The 17490-nt window shown below is 54.3% G+C and carries 17 protein-coding genes; 3 read left to right on the forward strand and 14 right to left on the reverse strand.

Annotated features, from left to right (window positions below):
• Window positions 1-64: 64 nt before the first annotated feature.
• Both PHN51_01830 and PHN51_01835 read left to right on the forward strand, forming a co-directional pair.
• Window positions 65-328, forward strand: coding sequence for a hypothetical protein (locus PHN51_01830; protein MDD2817520.1), 264 nt, complete (start codon window positions 65-67; stop codon window positions 326-328).
• Window positions 315-677 (forward strand): toxin-antitoxin system HicB family antitoxin, encoded by a 363-nt coding sequence (locus PHN51_01835; GenBank protein MDD2817521.1) that lies wholly within the window; start codon window positions 315-317, stop codon window positions 675-677. Before PHN51_01830 ends, PHN51_01835 begins: the two co-directional genes overlap by 14 nt.
• On the opposite strand, the gene hisH is transcribed toward PHN51_01835, so the two are convergent.
• From hisH to PHN51_01880, 9 genes are read right to left on the reverse strand one after another with little or no spacing between them, the layout of a single operon-like run.
• Window positions 674-1312: an imidazole glycerol phosphate synthase subunit HisH gene (gene hisH, locus PHN51_01840; GenBank protein ID MDD2817522.1), complete on the reverse strand. Its 639-nt coding sequence runs from the start codon at window positions 1310-1312 to the stop codon at window positions 674-676. The genes PHN51_01835 and hisH overlap by 4 nt on opposite strands.
• A complete protein-coding gene (gene hisB / locus PHN51_01845) occupies window positions 1309-1905 on the reverse strand; it encodes an imidazoleglycerol-phosphate dehydratase HisB (GenBank protein MDD2817523.1) in 597 nt (198 codons plus the stop codon). Before hisB ends, hisH begins: the two co-directional genes overlap by 4 nt.
• A complete protein-coding gene (locus tag PHN51_01850; GenBank protein ID MDD2817524.1) occupies window positions 1905-3017 on the reverse strand; it encodes a histidinol-phosphate transaminase in 1113 nt (370 codons plus the stop codon). The genes hisB and PHN51_01850 overlap by 1 nt, the downstream gene beginning before the upstream one ends.
• Window positions 3014-4327 (reverse strand): histidinol dehydrogenase, encoded by a 1314-nt coding sequence (gene hisD / locus PHN51_01855; protein ID MDD2817525.1) that lies wholly within the window; start codon window positions 4325-4327, stop codon window positions 3014-3016. Before hisD ends, PHN51_01850 begins: the two co-directional genes overlap by 4 nt.
• Before the next feature lie 43 nt (window positions 4328-4370).
• Window positions 4371-4859 (reverse strand): hypothetical protein, encoded by a 489-nt coding sequence (locus PHN51_01860; protein MDD2817526.1) that lies wholly within the window; start codon window positions 4857-4859, stop codon window positions 4371-4373.
• Complete coding sequence (dnaE, locus tag PHN51_01865) at window positions 4859-8395, reverse strand: DNA polymerase III subunit alpha (GenBank protein ID MDD2817527.1); 3537 nt, start codon at window positions 8393-8395, stop codon at window positions 4859-4861. The genes PHN51_01860 and dnaE overlap by 1 nt, the downstream gene beginning before the upstream one ends.
• A gap of 21 nt (window positions 8396-8416) precedes the next feature.
• On the reverse strand, window positions 8417-9349 hold the full coding sequence (locus tag PHN51_01870) for an RluA family pseudouridine synthase (GenBank protein ID MDD2817528.1): 933 nt from the start codon (window positions 9347-9349) through the stop codon (window positions 8417-8419).
• Window positions 9346-9864, reverse strand: coding sequence for a signal peptidase II (gene lspA, locus PHN51_01875; GenBank protein ID MDD2817529.1), 519 nt, complete (start codon window positions 9862-9864; stop codon window positions 9346-9348). Before lspA ends, PHN51_01870 begins: the two co-directional genes overlap by 4 nt.
• Before the next feature lie 16 nt (window positions 9865-9880).
• Window positions 9881-10690, reverse strand: a complete 810-nt coding sequence (locus tag PHN51_01880) for a TraR/DksA C4-type zinc finger protein (protein MDD2817530.1) — start codon at window positions 10688-10690, stop codon at window positions 9881-9883.
• Window positions 10691-10836: 146 nt separating this feature from the next.
• On the opposite strand from PHN51_01880, the gene ileS reads away from it, so the two are divergent.
• Window positions 10837-13956, forward strand: coding sequence for an isoleucine--tRNA ligase (ileS, locus tag PHN51_01885; protein MDD2817531.1), 3120 nt, complete (start codon window positions 10837-10839; stop codon window positions 13954-13956).
• Here ileS and PHN51_01890 read toward each other — a convergent pair.
• The 5 genes from PHN51_01890 to ftsZ are packed head-to-tail and all read right to left on the reverse strand — an operon-like array spanning window position 13953 to window position 17434.
• Window positions 13953-14240 (reverse strand): YggT family protein, encoded by a 288-nt coding sequence (locus PHN51_01890; protein ID MDD2817532.1) that lies wholly within the window; start codon window positions 14238-14240, stop codon window positions 13953-13955. The two genes, ileS and PHN51_01890, sit on opposite strands and share 4 nt — an antisense overlap.
• Window positions 14240-14809 carry a cell division protein SepF gene (gene sepF / locus PHN51_01895; protein MDD2817533.1) on the reverse strand — a complete coding sequence of 190 codons (570 nt, stop codon included), beginning with the start codon at window positions 14807-14809 and terminating at the stop codon, window positions 14240-14242. The genes PHN51_01890 and sepF overlap by 1 nt, the downstream gene beginning before the upstream one ends.
• A 43-nt stretch (window positions 14810-14852) precedes the next feature.
• Window positions 14853-15554 carry a YggS family pyridoxal phosphate-dependent enzyme gene (locus tag PHN51_01900; protein MDD2817534.1) on the reverse strand — a complete coding sequence of 234 codons (702 nt, stop codon included), beginning with the start codon at window positions 15552-15554 and terminating at the stop codon, window positions 14853-14855.
• A complete protein-coding gene (locus tag PHN51_01905; GenBank protein MDD2817535.1) occupies window positions 15551-16288 on the reverse strand; it encodes a polyphenol oxidase family protein in 738 nt (245 codons plus the stop codon). Before PHN51_01905 ends, PHN51_01900 begins: the two co-directional genes overlap by 4 nt.
• 21 nt (window positions 16289-16309) lie before the next feature.
• Entirely contained in the window at window positions 16310-17434 is a 1125-nt protein-coding gene (gene ftsZ, locus PHN51_01910) for a cell division protein FtsZ (GenBank protein MDD2817536.1), read from the reverse strand.
• Between the last annotated feature and the right edge of the window lie 56 nt (window positions 17435-17490).

A 17490-nucleotide genomic window follows, 5' to 3' on the forward strand; every position in this document is an offset into this window, starting at 1 on the left:
GCTGGTCTTATGGAAATTCATATGAGTGAGTCGGTATCAAACTGGTTCCAATATTGGTACCATTATGTCGAAGCGAATTGATCAATTACTTCGTGAAATGGAAACGAACCCAGCCAGTGTTCGTTTCACGGACCTTCTACGAGTCTGCGAGTACTTTTTTGGTTCGCCTCGCCAAGCGCAAGGCAGTCACGTGATCTTCAAAATGCCTTGGCCCGGAGATCCTCGGGTCAACATTCAGAATGTGCGTGGCAGGGCCAAGCCCTACCAAGTTCGACAAGTTCTCATCGCCGTTGGCAAACTGAAAGATCAAGAACATGGCAAGCAGTAAACCCTCGAACGCAAACGCGCTCATGGAATTCGCAGACCGCTACACATATCGGGTCACTTGGTCCCCCGAAGACAAGTGCCATGTGGCGACCTGTCTTGAACTTCCGTCACTGTCATGGCTTGCGAGTACTTCAACAAAGGCCCTAGCGGGAATGCAAAAGCTCGTCGTTGACGTATTGCAAGACATGGATACGCAAGATGAAGAAATTCCGACTGCATTCGCGGAGCGCACATACAGCGGAGAATTCCGATTACGCATTCCAGCAACACTGCACCGCGAACTTGCAATGCAAGCAGCTGAACTTGGCATCAGCCTTAATCGGCTAGCGAGCAACAAACTTGCCAGCTAGTTGAGCGACTTCACCCAATTTTCCAGCAGATGCAAGCCTGCATCCCCTGACTTTTCTGGATGGAACTGGGTAGCAACAAGCGGTCCGTTTTCAACAGCCGCAACAAAATCTTCGCCGTGATGGCTCCAAGTCACCAATGGCACCTGCTGATTAGGGTCACGGGCTTCAAACTCCCAGTTACGAACAGCGTAGGAGTGCACAAAGTAAAAGCGCTCCCCCACAACACCTTCAAACAGTGTTGAACCCGGTGCAACGCGCACTGTGTTCCAACCCATATGCGGCAGCACAGGTGCTTCAAGTTGTTCCACCACGCCAGGCCATTGGCCAAGTCCTTGCGTTTCAATACCGTGCTCAACGCCTTGATCGAACATGACCTGCAAGCCAACACAGATGCCCATCACTGGGCGCCCTCCGGCAAGCCGACGATCAACCATCATGTCTCCGCGCACGGCACGGATGCCCTTCATACATGCGTCATAAGCACCGACACCTGGAACCAGCAGCCCATCAGCTGCAAGAGCAGCGTCGAAGTCAGCGGTTACCGTGACATTCGCGCCCACCTGTTCCAGCGCGCGATGAGCCGAGCGAAGATTTCCGGAACCGTAATCAAGGAGTACTACTGATGGTGCGTTCACGATGCGGTGAGAGTTCCCTTAGTTGAAGGCACGCCAACTACACGTGGATCCTTGGTGACGGCGTCTCGAAGCGCACGAGCAACAGCCTTGAACTGCGCTTCAACGATGTGATGAGCATTGCGACCTGAAATCACGCGCACATGCAAGGTGATTTGTGAGGTTGCCACAATTGATTCCCAGATGTGACGGGTCAGTGAAGTGTCATAGGTACCGATCAACTCAACAAGTTCTGGCTCTTCATGCACGAGGTATGGGCGCCCGGAAAGGTCAACGACTGCCTGTACGAGCGTTTCATCCAGAGGCACTGCTGCATCACCGAAACGACGCAACCCAGCTCGATCACCCAATGCTTCATTGATTGCCTGACCAACAGCCAAAGCCGTGTCTTCGACGGTGTGATGTGCGTCGATATGAAGATCGCCCTTGGTTTGTACGACGAGATCAATCAAGCCGTGCTTAGACAACTGAGAAAGCATGTGGTCGTAAAACGGAACGCCTGTATCGATTGTGTGCACACCCGTGCCATCAAGGTTCAGTTCAACGAGCACTGAACTTTCTTTGGTCACTCGCTCAACGCGTGCGGTACGGCTCATTACTGGGCCTCCTGTTCCGTTCCTGGCGCCTGAAGCAACGCCGCCCTGAACCTATCGTTTTCTTCAGGAGTACCCACGCTGACGCGCAGCCATCCCATTGGACCCGTCTGACGAATAAGCACGCCTTGATCGAGAAGTGACTGCCAAACGACGTCTCTATCTTCGAAGGTGCCAAACAAAATGAAGTTGGCGTCACTGTGTGCAACGCGATACCCCTGTTGCTCAAGCCACTGAGCAAGCGCATCGCGCTCTTCTCGCAAGGTGGCGACTTGTGCCTGCAAAACATGCGCATGCTGTAGTGCGGTGACTGCTACTGCTTGCGTCACTGCTGACAAGTGATACGGCAGACGAACAATGCGCAAAGCATCAATCAACTGGGTGCTGGCAATTGCGTAACCCAACCGAGCACCGGCTAAACCAAAGGCCTTGCTCATCGTTCGCGAGACCATCAAGTTTGGGTACTGCGCCAGTAACTCAAGTGCACTTGGCGTTCCCGTGCGACGAAATTCTGCGTAGGCCTCATCAACCACCACAACCGCATTGACTGCCAAACCTGCTTCAAGTATCGCGATGATGTCAGTGGTGGCAACTGCTGTTCCAGTTGGATTATTTGGCGACGTGAGCAACACGATTGACGGCTGCTCATCCGCAATCGCTTTGACTGCACTAGCTACGTCAACCGAGAAGTCATCGTTACGCGCAAAGGTGAGGTAACGAGTGAACGTGTCGCGTGCATACTCCGGATACATCGAATATGTCGGATCAAAACTGATCGCTGTGCGTCCAGGGCCACCAAATGCCAAGAACAGTTGGTGCATGACTTCATTGGAACCATTTGCAGCCCACACCTGTTCGCCGGTGACGACAACACCTGACTCACTCTTTAAGTACTTCGCAAGTTCAGCACGAAGTTCCACTGCTTCGCGATCTGGATAGCGATTGAGGTCTGGGGCAATCGCAGCCACCGCTGCACCCATGGCTTGCGCCAACTCCTGCGGAAGCGCAAAAGGGTTCTCGTTGACGTTCAGGCGAACTGGAACGTCTAACTGCGGAGCGCCGTAGGGCACTTCATTGGCAAGATCCGCCCTGATAGGCGGCACAAAGGAACTCATGATTGCTCGGTGAACCGCACAGCAATTGCTGCACCGTGGCCGGGCAGATCCTCTGCATGTGACAGGGCGATGACATGCTCAGCAACATCGCGCAGCGCAGGCTCGTCGTACTCAATGACGTGTACCCCACGCAGGAACGACTGAACCGATAAACCAGATGAATGACGAGCAGCACCCGCGGTTGGCAGCACGTGGTTTGAACCTGCGGCGTAATCACCCAAGCTCACTGGTGCGTAGGCACCAACGAAAATCGCGCCAGCATTGCGCACGCGCATGGCCCACTCGCGTGCATTCACCGTTTGAATCTCAAGGTGTTCTGCTGCGTACTGATTGACAAGTTCAAGACCTTCTTCGAGGCTATCGACCAACACCACAGCGCTTTGCTCACCAGCAAGTGCTGTGCTGATGCGATCAATGTGTTTGGTGAGCGGAACCTGGCGTTCTACTTCGGCAATCACCGCATCAGCAAGTGCCACAGACGGCGTGACTAAAACTGCAGCCGCCATCGGATCATGTTCTGCTTGGCTAATGAGATCTGCAGCTACGTGCGCCGCATTTGCGCAATCATCAGCAAGGATTGCAACTTCTGTTGGCCCGGCTTCACTATCAATGCCGATCACACCTTGCAATGAACGCTTAGCAGCAGTCACATAGATGTTTCCTGGGCCAGTAACTAAATCAACTGGTGCACAACGAGTGCCGTCTTCAAGTTCAACCCCGTAGGCCAACATCGCAACTGCTTGTGCGCCACCAACGGCGTACACCTCTTCAACACCAAGCAATGAACATGCGGCAAGGATTGTTGGGTGCGGCCAACCGTCAAAATCTTTTTGTGGAGGAGACACCACAACGAGTGACTGCACTCCAGCAACTTGAGCTGGCACAACATTCATGATCACGCTGCTTGGGTACACCGCACGACCACCGGGCACATACAAACCAACACGCGAAACGGGAATCCAGCGCTCAGTAACCGTGCCACCGGGAACCACGATCGTTTCCACATCAACGCGACGCTGATCTGCATGTACTAACCGCGCGCGGCGAATGGCCTCAAGAAGCGCTGCACGAACCTTGGGATCGAGCTCTGCTTCTGCCTGTGCCAGCTTTTGGGCAGGCACGCGAAGTGTTGGAGGCGCTACCCCATCAAGTTTTGCTGACCAAGCAGCCACAGCGGATGCACCCTGGGTGCGAATATCTTCAAGTATTGGAGCAATCACTGCACTGGCATCAGCCACATCCATGGCTGCTCGAGGCAACGTGGTGCGGGCATCCACATGGGTGCCTCGTAGGTCAATGCGCCGGATCACCCCATGAGTTTACGCGTAGATGGGGCCTTGCCTTTTCACGCCACTATTTGCGCTTGAGACCGCCCAGCCAGTCTTCAAATGCCAGCACTGTGACCACAACCGCCGCGATAATCGGCCATACAAGCAGCATGGCTCCCATATGCAACACCAACGGGCCTTCAACAACCCCCGTTTCAGTACCAGCTAGGCCTGCAATATCCACGCGACCCAAGTAATGGCCCACCCACAACATCGAGAAGGATCCGACCAAGCCACTGAGCACACCTGCGACCAACACTGAAAGCAAATGTTCGCGCCGCATACGGGCCAAGCCAATGGTCACGAGCAATCCCGCGACTATCGCCAAAGCACCATAGGAAATATCTGATGCCAAAAACCCCTTGGTCTGAAAATCAACTAACTGGCCTGACTCAACAACGACTTCCACTCGCGGAGCCAAACGCCACCACATCACGCCAAGCGCGGTACCGATCACCAGCCCAAACAACACACCAGCGGTGATCACTGCCGAAGCTTTTCGTTTGACGGACATCAGCTCAGACAGTTCGGGCCAAGCAACGCTTTGAGATCACCATAGAGCGCTGGGCTTGGCGTGACGCGCAACTTGTCATCAAGGCGAAGCACTGTGGTGCTCGTGCCGCCAGTGAGATGCAAATGGACTTCAGTGGTGCCTGGATGTACCGCAAGAATTTCTTTCAGACGATCAACAAGCGGCGGAATGCAGCGTTGCGCTGGCATCGACAACCGCACAGGGCCGCTGTCGCCTTCAGTGATGTCTGGCGCACTGATTTCCATCGCAACCACACGTAAGCCATCGTCATCACTGCGATCAACGCGGGCACGCACGATGATCACACCATCTTCAATCAGCATGGTGCTGACCTTTTGATACGTCTGCGGGAAGACCATGACTTCAACCAAGCCTTCAAGATCCTCAAGGCTGACAATGGCCCAGGATGAACCTTGCTTCGTGGTTTTGCGCTGCACTGAAGTGACCAAGCCGCCAATGGTGACCATGACGCCATCAACGTTTTCGTCCATGATGAGCGACGCAATGCTGCGATCAGTTAATTGCGCGAGCACTCGTTCAGTTCCATGAAGCGGGTGATCACTCACATACAGACCGAGCATGTCGCGTTCGTGTGCGAGCAGGATCTTCTTATCCCACTCCCCGATGGAAATATCTGGAGGAATCACCAAGGTGTTGTCATTGGATGCATCTAGCCCGCCAAAGAGATCGAACTGGCCAACAGCTTCAGCTCGCTTGATGTCAACGGCTGAATCCACCACCTGCTCGTGCACAGATGCCAAGCCCTTGCGGGTATGACCAAGTGAATCGAAGGCGCCAGCCTTAATAAGCGACTCCACCACGCGCTTGTTACAAACCGAAGCTTCAACTTGTGCGATGAAATCGTGGAAGTCGGCAAAACGACCAACCTTGCGGCGGGTTTCAATGATCGAATCAACGACGTTGCCACCAACATTGCGAATAGCCGAAAGGCCAAAGCGAATATCGGTGCCACGAGGCGTGAAATCAAAGTCAGAATCGTTGACATCAGGTGGCAGCACCTTGATACCCATGCGACGGCACTCGTTCAGGTACACCGCTGACTTGTCTTTATCGTCTTTGACACTGGTCAGCAGTGCAGCCATGTATTCAGATGGGTAATTCGACTTGAGATAAGCAGTCCAGAAGGAAACCAAGCCGTAGCCAGCAGTGTGCGCTTTATTGAAGGCGTAATCAGAAAAGGGAACCAGAATTTCCCACAGCTTGTTGATGGCAGCATCGCCGTAACCATTGGCCTTCATGCCCTCACTAAATGGCACAAACTCCTGCTCAAGAATTTCCTTTTTCTTCTTGCCCATTGCGCGACGCAAGAGGTCTGCAGCACCAAGTGAGTACCCGGCAAGTTTCTGCGCGATCGCCATGACTTGTTCCTGATACACAATCAGGCCGTAGGTATCGCCAAGGATTTCCGAGAGCGGCTCTTCAAGTTCAGGGTGAATTGGCACCACTGGTTTGCGATGGTTCTTGCGGTCGGCGTAATCATTGTGCGCGTTAGCACCCATCGGGCCTGGGCGATACAACGCAAGCACGGCAGAAATATCTTCGAAGTTATCGGGCTGCATGGAACGCAGCAACTGACGCATTGGGCCACCATCAAGCTGGAAGACGCCCAAGGTGTCACCGCGCGAAAGCAATTCGTAGGTCAGTTGATCTTCCAACCCAAGATCTTCCAACACCACAGTTTCACCGCGGTTGGCTTGAATGTTTTTCAAACAGTCATCAAGCACGGTGAGGTTACGAAGACCAAGGAAGTCCATCTTGAGTAGGCCCAGGGTTTCGCAGGCACCCATGTCGAACTGCGTGATGATCGAACCATCTTGTTCACGGCGCCAAATTGGCACCACGTCAAGTAACGGCTCACGGCACAAAATCACGCCCGCGGCATGCACACCTGGTTGACGCTTCAGACCCTCAAGCCCTTTAGCCGTGTCAACAACGCGCGCTGCATCAACATCTGATTCAACAAGCGCTCGGAATTCAGCAGCTTCCGAATAGCGATCGTGTTTTGGATCAAACATGCCTGCAATGGTGATGTCTTTACCCATCACGGCAGGTGGCATTGCCTTGGTGATGCGGTCACCGACCGCGTACGGATAACCAAGAACGCGTGCACTGTCTTTGATGGCAGCCTTTGCCTTGATTGAGCCGTAGGTAATGATCTGCGCAACATGCTCTTCGCCGTAGCGCTGAGTTGCGTAACGGATCATGTCTGAGCGTCGACGTTCATCGAAGTCGATATCAATGTCGGGCATCGAAATACGTTCCGGATTCAAGAAACGTTCAAATAGCAAGCCATGCTTCAACGGATCAAGATCAGTAATGCCAAGTGCATACGCGATCATTGCGCCCGCTGCAGAACCACGACCTGGACCAACACGAATGCCATTGTCTTTTGCATACTTCACCAAGTCAGCAACCACCAAGAAGTAGCCGGGGAAGCCCATCTGCATGATGACGCCGACTTCATATTCAGCTTGCTTGCGCACATCATCAGGAATCTCACCCTTGTAACGCTTTGCCAGCCCGAGCTCAACTTCCTTGACCAACCATGACTCTTCCGACTCCCCTTCAGGAACCGGGAACTGTGGCATGAGGTTTGCGCCTTCGGTGAAGGTGACATCGCAACGCTCTGCAATTAACAGGGTGTTGGAAACAGCTTCAGGAAGTTCCTTCCAGACCTTGCGCATTTCTTCTGCGCTCTTCAAATAGAAATCCCGTGCATCGAAACGGAAACGCTTTGGATCATCCATCGTGGTGCGCGTACCAATACACAGCAACACGTCGTGCGTGTCTGCATCAGATGCGCGCACGTAATGCAGGTCATTGGTTGCGATCAATGGAAGTTCAAGGGTTTTCGCGATCTTCATCAGATCAAGCCTGAACTGCGTTTCAATCTGCAGGCCGTGATCCATCACTTCACAGAAGTAGTTACCCGCTCCAAGGATGTCGCGGTAGTCAGCTGCTGCAGCAAGTGCCTTCTTGTATTGGCCGGCCTGCAACCAACGGTTGACTTCACCACTTGGGCAACCAGTGGTACCGATTAAGCCTTTGCCGTAACGCTCCAAGAGATCTCGGTCAAAGCGTGGCTTGTGATAGAGACCTTCAAGGCTTGCAAGTGAGGAAACGCGAAACAGATTGTGCATGCCAGCAGTGTTTTCTGCCCACAAGGTCATATGGGTATAGCTCTGCTTACCGCGGCCAGCCGTTGGATCCTCAGGAGTTCCTTCATCAAAGCCTCCACCAAAATCGAACTGGGCGCGAGTAAAACGACCCTGTGGTGCGTAATAGCCTTCAAGTCCAATGATGGGTTTGATGCCGTGCTTTTTGGCCTTGGAGTAGAACTCATAGGCGCCATAGAGATTGCCGTGGTCTGTCATGGCAATGGCTGGCATACCAAGTTTTACGGCTTCACCAAGGAGATCATCGAGGCGCGCAGCCCCATCGAGCATCGAATATTCGGTATGCACGTGGAGGTGAACGAACTGCTCCTCCGATGTCATTGACCCACTCTAACTTTGGCCTCAGGCCCCATCGCGAAGGCGCGCAAGTGAGGTCACCAGATCCTGCGGATACTGGCTGGTCACCACGATTCGATCCCCTGATGATGGGTGTTCAAAGCCCAAGGTAACCGCGTGGAGCCACTGCCGCTCTAGGCCAACTTTCTTGGCCAGGGTCGGGTCAGCGCCGTAGGTCAAGTCCCCCACACATGGGTGACGCATGGCCGACATGTGCACGCGAATTTGGTGAGTACGACCTGTCTCCAAGTGCACTTCAACGAGCGAACCATGAGTAAAAGCTTCCAAGGTTTCGTAATGAGTCACGCTGGCTTTACCGCCTGCGATCACCGCAAAGCGATAGTCGTGATGTGGATGGCGCGCAATCGGTGCATCAATAGTTCCACGCAGAGGATCAAGCTGGCCCTGCACGACTGCGTGATAAATCTTTTCAACGGTTCGCTCTTTGAACTGACGCTTCAAACTTGTGTAGGCGCGCTCACTCTTGGCAACAACCATCACACCTGACGTTCCAACGTCGAGGCGATGCACGATGCCTTGACGCTCAGCTGCACCAGAACTCGTGATGTTATAACCAGCGGCAGCCAAGCCACCCACCACTGTTGGGCCGGTCCAGCCAGGGCTTGCGTGTGCAGCAACACCAACCGGCTTATCGACAATCACACAATCGTCATCGTCATAAAGAATTTTCATGCCTGGAACGGGCTGCGGAACTTCGTCAACGTTCTTATCAACATCAAGTGCATCGGGATCAACTTGCAGCATCGCACCAGCGATCAGTCGATCACTCTTAATTAGCGTCTTGCCATCCATGAACACGTGCTCTGCCTCGACAAGTGCAGCTGCTTTCGTTCGAGATAAACCAATCAAACGTGAAAGCCCAGCATCCACGCGTTCGCCATCAAGGCCATCAGGAATTGGAATCGTGCGTATTGTCATGAACCTGCGCTCGCAGTTCCCTTGTAGTCAATCCCGCGTAAAGCCAGGATCACCATCAAGATGGCAGAAAATGTAATGCTCATGTCGGCGACATTGAACACCGGAAAATTCGGTATCTGAATCCAGTCAACAACAAAACCCTGGCCCGGACTTGGTTCGCGGATGAGTCGGTCAATCAAGTTACCGAGTAATCCACCGAGTAATCCGCCAAGCCCTACTGCCCAAGCAACGCTGCCAAGATCTTTTGCGGAACGGATGATGAATACCGCAATACCAACAGCAATGAGGCTAAAGATCCAAGTCGCACCTGTACCGATGCTGAAAGCAGCACCGGTGTTTTGTGTATAGGTGAACTTCAACAACGATCCAAGAACTTCAATGGAGCCTTCGCCATTGAGGATGCGGGGACGCAAAGTTGAGTAGGCCCAAGCCTTGGTCAGTTGATCTAGGAACACCACGCCAAGTGAGACTGCCGCCAAAACGATAATTGGACGACGACTTGAAGCGGTACTCACATGAGCACTCTAGTTGCTAGAGCATCAAGCGTTCTTCAGCCTGCTTACACACCAAGCACAAGGTTGCGCGAGGAAAAGCTTGCAGACGGTATTTACCAATTGGCTTGCTGCAGGACTCACAAGCACCGTATGTGCCGTCGTTAAGACGCGCGATTGCGTGGCCGACCTGCAGCAACATCTCGCGTGCGTTATTTGCCAGCGACATTTCATGTTCACGCTCGAATGTCTTGGAACCGGCATCCGCAGCATCGTCGCCTGCGCCATCACCCGAATCTCGAATCAGATCCTCAAGACCTGCTTCTGCGTTGATGAGTTCTTCTTCCAGACGCTTGATATCTTCATTCAGTGCCTTACGCACTTCCTTGAGCTCAGCCGCAGACCATGGTGATTCATCTTCACGAACAAGTGGCTTGCCATTTGGCGCCAACTGCTTCTTGGGCTTATTCGCTGAAATCGTGGGAACTGGGCGCTTGATCACTGGCTTGGCCGGCGCTTCTTCAACAACTGGCGCTTCAACCTTCGGCGCTGGTTCGGCTTTCTTGGCAGCAGATTTTGGTGCGGCCTTTGGTTCAGTCTTTGCAACTGGCTTGGCAACTGGCTTTACCGGAGCCGGAGCAGCCTTCTTGGCCACTGGCTTTGCAGGAGCAGCAGCCTTTTTCACGGGCGCAGCCTTCTTGACTACTGGCTTTGGAGCGACCTTTTTGGCTGGAGCGGCAGCCTTCTTGGGTGCTGGCTTAGCAGCGACGGCCTTCTTCGCCGGCGCAGCCTTCTTGGCCGGCGCAGCCTTCTTCGCCGGTGCCTTTACCGCCGCTTTCTTTGCAGCCATGGTCGTGCCCCCTTGCTTGGTAATCCCGGCGGACTCTAAGTCATCAGGGCCCCCATACCCCGCTGCCGCGCCGCATTGGGCACAAGCAGCCCGACGAGTTCGGGGCCGATATCCTTGTCTCTCACCTCATCTTGGCTAGGAGCTCCATGTATCGCGCTGTGCCCGCACAGATCGACCTCACTGCGATGGAGCATGAGGTGTTGGCGCTCTGGGAGGAAAAAGACACCTTCGCTCGATCTCTTGAGCTAAGCCAGGGTCGCCCCTCCTGGGTCTTCTATGAGGGTCCGCCCACTGCCAATGGCACGCCCGGCACCCACCACGTGGAGGCTCGAGCCTTCAAAGACATTTTCCCGCGCTACCGCACGATGAAGGGCTATCACGTCCCTCGCCAGGCTGGCTGGGACTGCCACGGCCTGCCTGTTGAACTTGCCGTTGAGAAAGAACTTGGCTTCTCTGGCAAGCAAGACATCGAAACGTTTGGTGTTGCTGAATTCAACGATCGCTGCAGGGAATCAGTGTTGCGTCACGTCGGTGAATTCACCGAGATGACTAACCGCATGGGGTACTGGGTCGATATGGACAGTGCCTACTGGACCATGGATGCCGGCTACGTCCAAAGCGTGTGGTGGTCATTAAAGCAAATTTTCGACAAGGGCTTACTCGTGCAAGACCACCGCGTCGCGCCATATTGCCCACGTTGTGGAACTGGACTTTCTGATCATGAGCTTGCACAGGGTTATGAAACCGTTGTTGATCCTTCGGTCTACGTGCGCTTCCCGGTTACCGATGCTGATTTCTTAGCCAAGTTCCCCGACGCAGCATTACTCGTATGGACCACAACTCCGTGGACCTTGGTTTCCAACACGGCAGTTGCGGTGAAGCCCACTGCAACCTACGCAGTTGTGCGCACCGTTGATGGTGAAACACTCGTTGTTGCACAAGAGCTCGCTGCAGGGTTGTTTGATGAAGGCTTTGAAGTTCTAGCAACCATGCCAGGTAGCGAATTGGAACGCATTGGATATGAACGCCCATTTGATTTAATTGAAATCCCTGACGCGCACTACGTCATTTTGGCTGATTACGTCACAACTGATGACGGCTCAGGCTTAGTTCATCAAGCCCCTGCCTTTGGCGCTGACGACCTCACTTCATGCCGGGCTTACGGATTACCTGTTATCAATCCTGTGTTGCCAAATGGTCACTTCGAGGATTCTGTTCCCGTTGTTGGTGGAATTTTCTTCAAGAAGGCCGATGAAGAACTTGTGAAGATGCTCGACGAATCAGGTCGACTCTTTAAGCATGTGCAATACGAGCACTCATATCCGCATTGCTGGCGTTGCCACACTCCATTGATCTACTACGCGCAACCATCGTGGTACATCCGCACTACTGCAATCAAAGATCAACTGATTGCGCAAAACGAAAACACGAATTGGTTCCCAGGAACGATCAAGCATGGTCGCTTCGGTGACTGGCTTGATAACAACGTCGATTGGGCACTTTCACGCAACCGCTACTGGGGCACTCCCCTGCCTATCTGGCGATGCGACGAAGGCCACCTCACTGCTGTTGGATCACTAGCTGAACTCAGCGTTCTTGCTGGTCGCGATGTTTGCGACACTGATCCGCATCGTCCGTACGTCGATGACATCACCATCCCTTGCCCAATGTGTGCAGCAATTGCCACCCGCGTTCCAGAAGTCATCGACTGCTGGTACGACTCAGGCGCCATGCCTTTTGCCGCCGTCGGCTATCCACAAAGTGACGTTGATTTCGCTGCGCAATACCCAGCTGACTTCATCTGCGAAGCAATCGACCAGACCCGCGGTTGGTTCTACACCTTGATGGCCATCGGCACACTCGTATTCGATCAGTCTTCATATAAGAACGTTGTCTGCCTTGGACACATCCTTGATGAAGATGGTCGCAAGATGAGTAAGCACGTGGGTAATGTGCTTGAACCAATCGGACTGATGAACGATCATGGTGCAGACGCCGTACGTTGGTTCATGCTGGCTTCGGGTTCACCATGGCAGGCTCGTCGTGTTGGCCATACGGCTATCGCCGATGTTGTGCGCAAGACGCTCCTTACTTACTGGAACACTGTTGCTTTCCAATCACTCTACGGTCGCCTTGCTGATTGGGACCCAACTTCACCAGCCCCAGCAATTGCCGATCGTCCAATCATTGATCAGTGGCTGCTGTCGGAGTCCAATCGCCTTGCGCGCGATGTTGATGCTGCGCTTGATCAATTTGATACTCAAGCAGCTGGTCGTTTGATCGCGACCTTCATTGACGATCTTTCCAACTGGTACGTGCGTCGATCCCGTCGTCGATTCTGGGATGGCGATCCAGCTGCACTGGCAACTTTGCACGAAGCGCTGCGCACGGTAACCCTGTGCATGGCTCCATTCACACCATTCATCACTGAACGCGTGTGGCAAGACTTGTTTAGCGTTGGGGATGCGCCAGATTCAGTGCACTTGGCCTCATGGCCACTGGTTGATGAATCCATTGTTGATGAAAAGCTTGCAACAGACATGGCCTTGGTACGCCGCATCGTTGAACTTGGTCGTGCTGCGCGTGCAACCAGTGGCGTGCGCACCCGCCAGCCGCTTCGTCGCGCGCTCGTATCTGCGCCTGGTTGGGCTGATCTTTCCCAGGCTCTTCGTGATCAAGTCTGTGAAGAGCTCAACATTCAATCCAGTGATGCGCTCGATTCACAAGAAGCAGGCCTCGTTGATATCTCGATGAAGGCAAACTTTCGCGCCCTTGGTGCTCGCTTTGGCAAACAGACTCAATTCGTAGCCGCTGCCATAACGGCATCTGATGCAGCACAACTTCACGCAACCATGCGCAGCACCGGTTCAGTGTCCCTTGAGGCAGGCGAACTTGGAACTGTGGAGATTACTGCTGACGATGTAGTGATTACTGAAACTCCACGCGAGGGTTGGGCAGTGGCGTCTGAAGGTGGCGAAAGTGTCGCTTTGGATCTCACCATCACTGACGAACTACGCCGCGCTGGCCTTGCCCGTGAAGTTGTGCGCGCAATTCAAGAAGCACGCAAGAATGCGGGCTTTGAAGTGTCTGACCGCATCACCCTGTGGTGGTCATCCCAAGATTCTGATGTCATGCAGATGTGGGCCGATCATGCTGAAGAAATTGCTGGCGAGGTTCTGGCCACTTCTGTGCATAACGATTTGGGCGGAACCATCATTGTTGATGTAGCTGAGTACAGCGGCTCAATCGCTATTGCGCGCAACTAACCAATACTGCTCAAGATCCCAATCAACATCTGCAAGACGATGAGCAGGATTAAGAACGAAAAGTCCAGAGCTACACCACCGAGGCGTACTTGCGGAATAACTTTGCGCAGCAACCGCAATGGTGGGTCAGTTAAGGAATAAATAACTTCAGCAAGAATCAGAATCGGGCCTCGTGGGCGCCATGACCGCGCGAACATTTGCAACAGGTCGAACACGATGCGGGCAAAGAAAATTAACTGGTAAACAAACAAAATGGTGGCAAGGATTTGCCCTACGGCACGCATCAGCTCTGGTTGAAGAAACCGTCTTGGGCAATCTGCGCACGAGCAGCTTCGCCGACATCAACATTTGGAGGTGAAAGCAAGAACACCTTGTTGGTGATGCGTTCGATGCTGCCGTGCATGCCAAAAACTAAACCAGCTGCGAAGTCAATGATGCGCTTTGCGTCTGGATCATCCAGTTCAGTGAGGTTCATGATGACAGGAACGCCATCTCGGTAATCCTCGCCGATGCGGCGTGCATCGTTATAACTGCGCGGATGAACAGTTTCGATGCGGCTGAATTCAACAGGTGCTACTGGGCGACGATCAGCCATTGGCGCCATTGATGGGCGACGATCTGGAGTGGCATCATCACGGAAGGTACGCACAGCGCGCTGATCTGGGATCGCGCGCACACTGCGGCTTTGGTATCGATCGGGCTCGCGCTCTTCATACGCAGGAGCTGGCGGACGACGATCACGGGTGCGCACGTTTTGGCGCACATCTTCGTAATCATCTGCGTACAGTTCCTCGTGTTCGTCGTCCTCTACGAGGCCGAGATACACAGCCATCTTGCGCATTGCGCTAGCCATGAGACGTAAAACCTCCGAAAATCGACCTACAGGAATTCTCAGGCTACTTCAGAGGAGGCCTGTTCCCTAGGAGCGCGCCCCCTATACGCACCTGTGTCGCGCCGTTGGCAATAGCTATTTCCAAATCCCCGCTCATGCCGGCAGAGACAGTCCGGGCCTGCGGAGCCATCTGCAGCAGCTGCGTGTGCGAGAGCGCTAGCAGTTCAAAGGCGGCCTGCGGGTCGCCCTCTAGGGGCGCCACAGCCATCACTCCCATCAAGTTCAGGTGGGTGGATTTCAATATGAGTTCCGCCAGCGGGGCAACGCCGATGCGATCGACTCCCCCTCGATTGGGCGAGCCCAGCGGGTCTAGGGATATTTGAATCAGCACGTCAAGAGTCTTGTCGGCAGCTTGGGCCCCCAACTCAAGTGCCTGCGCCAGTTCGATGCGATCCACCGATTCCACGACATCGGCCCAGGCAGCCACATGCTTGGCCTTCTTGCGTTGGACTTGGCCGATCATGTGCCAACGCAGCGGGCTTGCAACGTCCTGTCTCTTAGCGCGTGCTTCTTGATCGCGACTTTCGCCAACATCTGTGCATCCCAATTGCGCAAGGAGATCCAGATCGGAAGCCGGAAAGGTTTTTGTTACAGCAAGAACTTGGACCTCACTTCGCGCCCGATTGGCCGCAACACAAGCAGCATCTACTCGTGCATGGACTTCACTCAAGTTCAAGGAAAGTTCCAAAAGACGGTCTTCGCTCATAACACAATCATCATTCCTTGACGGCCAGTACGGCCATCGCGCCGGTAGGAAAACAGCGATGAATCCTCGAACGTACATCGATCCACACTGCTGAACTGCACATCTTGCTGCGCCAATTGCCTGTGCACTCCCGACCGCACATCAACATGCCATTGACTGCCGATCTTGTGCGACACCGAAAGAAATTGTTCGGGCGTAAGGCCATCGCGCAATTGATCGATGCAGTCCTGCTGCACTGGATAACAGTGAACACAAATCGCTGGTCCAGTAATTGCCTGAATAGTTATTGCACCCTGTGCGCGCATCGCGCTCACAGTTGCTTCCACGATGCCTGCCGTGAGCCCCCGCCACCCACAGTGGGCGGCAGCAATAACACCCGCGCCTGGGTCAGCCAACACAATTGGCACGCAATCGGCTGCAAGAGCCAAGAGCCCAAGCCCTGGCACTGTGGTGACCACTCCATCGCATCCGCGCGCAATCCCCGCGTGAGATGCAAGGCCCACCTGTGATCCGTGCTTGGCATCAAGAATGTGCAATTCACTGGCACCCACAAGGGCAGCCACGCTCAACTGATTGGCCAGCACGGTGTTCTGGTCATCACCAACGGTGGTCGACAAATTCAAAGAATCAAACGGCACAACACTGCCGCCACCCAAACGACCTGTGGCCGCCCAGTTTACTGGGCGGCCACAGGGTGACGCGGGCCTGAAACGTCCCGCGGCAAGAGGATTCATAGGGATTTCTGGGGAAGTTCCCTATTTGAGGAAGTCAGGGATATCCAGATCATCGTCAGCATCGTCAAACACGATGGTGCGAGCTGGCTGAACTGGGCGTGCTGGCGGTGAGGTCACCACTGGCACTTCACCGGTCGCGGAAGCTGCTGGTGCTTGTGGCTCAGCGGTCTTACGCACGGAGGCCGAGCGAGCTGGTGGCTCGCCGCCATCGAATCCGGCAGCGATCACGGTGACGCGCACCTCATCGCCAAGGGTGTCGTCAATGACGGCACCGAAAATGATGTTGGCGTCGGGGTGAGCTGCATCGCTTACCAAGCGAGCGGCTTCATTGATTTCGAACAGACCCAAATCGCTGCCACCCGAGATAGACAGCAGGACGCCATGGGCACCATCAATGCCAGCTTCAAGAAGCGGACTAGAGATGGCCTTTTCTGCTGCCTCAATGGCACGGTCTTCGCCTCGCGCTGAACCGATACCCATGAGTGCAGAGCCAGCGGAATGCATAACGCTCTTGACGTCTGCAAAGTCAAGGTTGATCAGACCGGGGGTCGTGATCAGGTCAGTGATACCCGAGACACCCTGGAGCAGCACATGATCTGCCTGACGGAATGCGTCGATCACACTGATGTTGCGATCTGACAGCGACAGCAAACGATCGTTTGGAATCACGATGAGGGTGTCGACCTCGGCGCGCAGGGCGTCGATGCCATCGTCAGCCTGTGACGAGCGGCGGCGACCTTCGAAGCCGAACGGACGGGTGACCACACCAATGGTCAATGCACCGAGGGAACGAGCGATGCGCGCAACAACTGGTGCGCCACCGGTTCCGGTACCGCCGCCTTCGCCTGCGGTCACGAACACCATGTCAGCACCCTTGAGCACTTCTTCGATTTCGTCCGCATGATCTTCGGCGGCCTTCTTGCCAACTTCTGGGTTTGCGCCAGCTCCCAGTCCGCGGGTTAATTCGCGTCCGATATCGAGCTTCACGTCAGCGTCACTCATGAGCAGAGCCTGAGCGTCAGTGTTGATGGCGATGAATTCAACGCCCTTGAGCCCAACCTCGATCATGCGGTTGACTGCGTTAACGCCGCCACCACCAATGCCTACAACCTTGATAACAGCGAGATAATTCTGTGGAGCCGCCACGTGCGCTTCCCTTCCTTCGTTGGCGGATCAACTTGGTAAGTCGACCCCTTCGCCTG

It is taken from the genome of Candidatus Nanopelagicales bacterium (genome assembly GCA_028687755.1).
Lineage (GTDB): Bacteria > Actinomycetota > Actinomycetes > S36-B12 > S36-B12 > UBA11398.

Excerpts from the sequence above, each read along its gene's own strand:
- PHN51_01830 (MDD2817520.1), top strand. The coding sequence starts at position 65 with ATGTCGAAGCGAATTGATCAATTACTTCGTGAAATGGAAACGAACCCA.
- PHN51_01835 (MDD2817521.1), top strand. The coding sequence starts at position 315 with ATGGCAAGCAGTAAACCCTCGAACGCAAACGCGCTCATGGAATTCGCA.
- hisB (MDD2817523.1), bottom strand. The coding sequence starts at position 1,905 with ATGAGCCGTACCGCACGCGTTGAGCGAGTGACCAAAGAAAGTTCAGTG.
- PHN51_01850 (MDD2817524.1), bottom strand. The coding sequence starts at position 3,017 with ATGAGTTCCTTTGTGCCGCCTATCAGGGCGGATCTTGCCAATGAAGTG.
- PHN51_01860 (MDD2817526.1), bottom strand. The coding sequence starts at position 4,859 with ATGTCCGTCAAACGAAAAGCTTCGGCAGTGATCACCGCTGGTGTGTTG.
- dnaE (MDD2817527.1), bottom strand. The coding sequence starts at position 8,395 with ATGACATCGGAGGAGCAGTTCGTTCACCTCCACGTGCATACCGAATAT.
- PHN51_01870 (MDD2817528.1), bottom strand. The coding sequence starts at position 9,349 with ATGACAATACGCACGATTCCAATTCCTGATGGCCTTGATGGCGAACGC.
- PHN51_01880 (MDD2817530.1), bottom strand. The coding sequence starts at position 10,690 with ATGGCTGCAAAGAAAGCGGCGGTAAAGGCACCGGCGAAGAAGGCTGCG.
- ileS (MDD2817531.1), top strand. The coding sequence starts at position 10,837 with ATGTATCGCGCTGTGCCCGCACAGATCGACCTCACTGCGATGGAGCAT.
- PHN51_01890 (MDD2817532.1), bottom strand. The coding sequence starts at position 14,240 with ATGCGTGCCGTAGGGCAAATCCTTGCCACCATTTTGTTTGTTTACCAG.
- sepF (MDD2817533.1), bottom strand. The coding sequence starts at position 14,809 with ATGGCTAGCGCAATGCGCAAGATGGCTGTGTATCTCGGCCTCGTAGAG.
- PHN51_01900 (MDD2817534.1), bottom strand. The coding sequence starts at position 15,554 with ATGAGCGAAGACCGTCTTTTGGAACTTTCCTTGAACTTGAGTGAAGTC.
- PHN51_01905 (MDD2817535.1), bottom strand. The coding sequence starts at position 16,288 with ATGAATCCTCTTGCCGCGGGACGTTTCAGGCCCGCGTCACCCTGTGGC.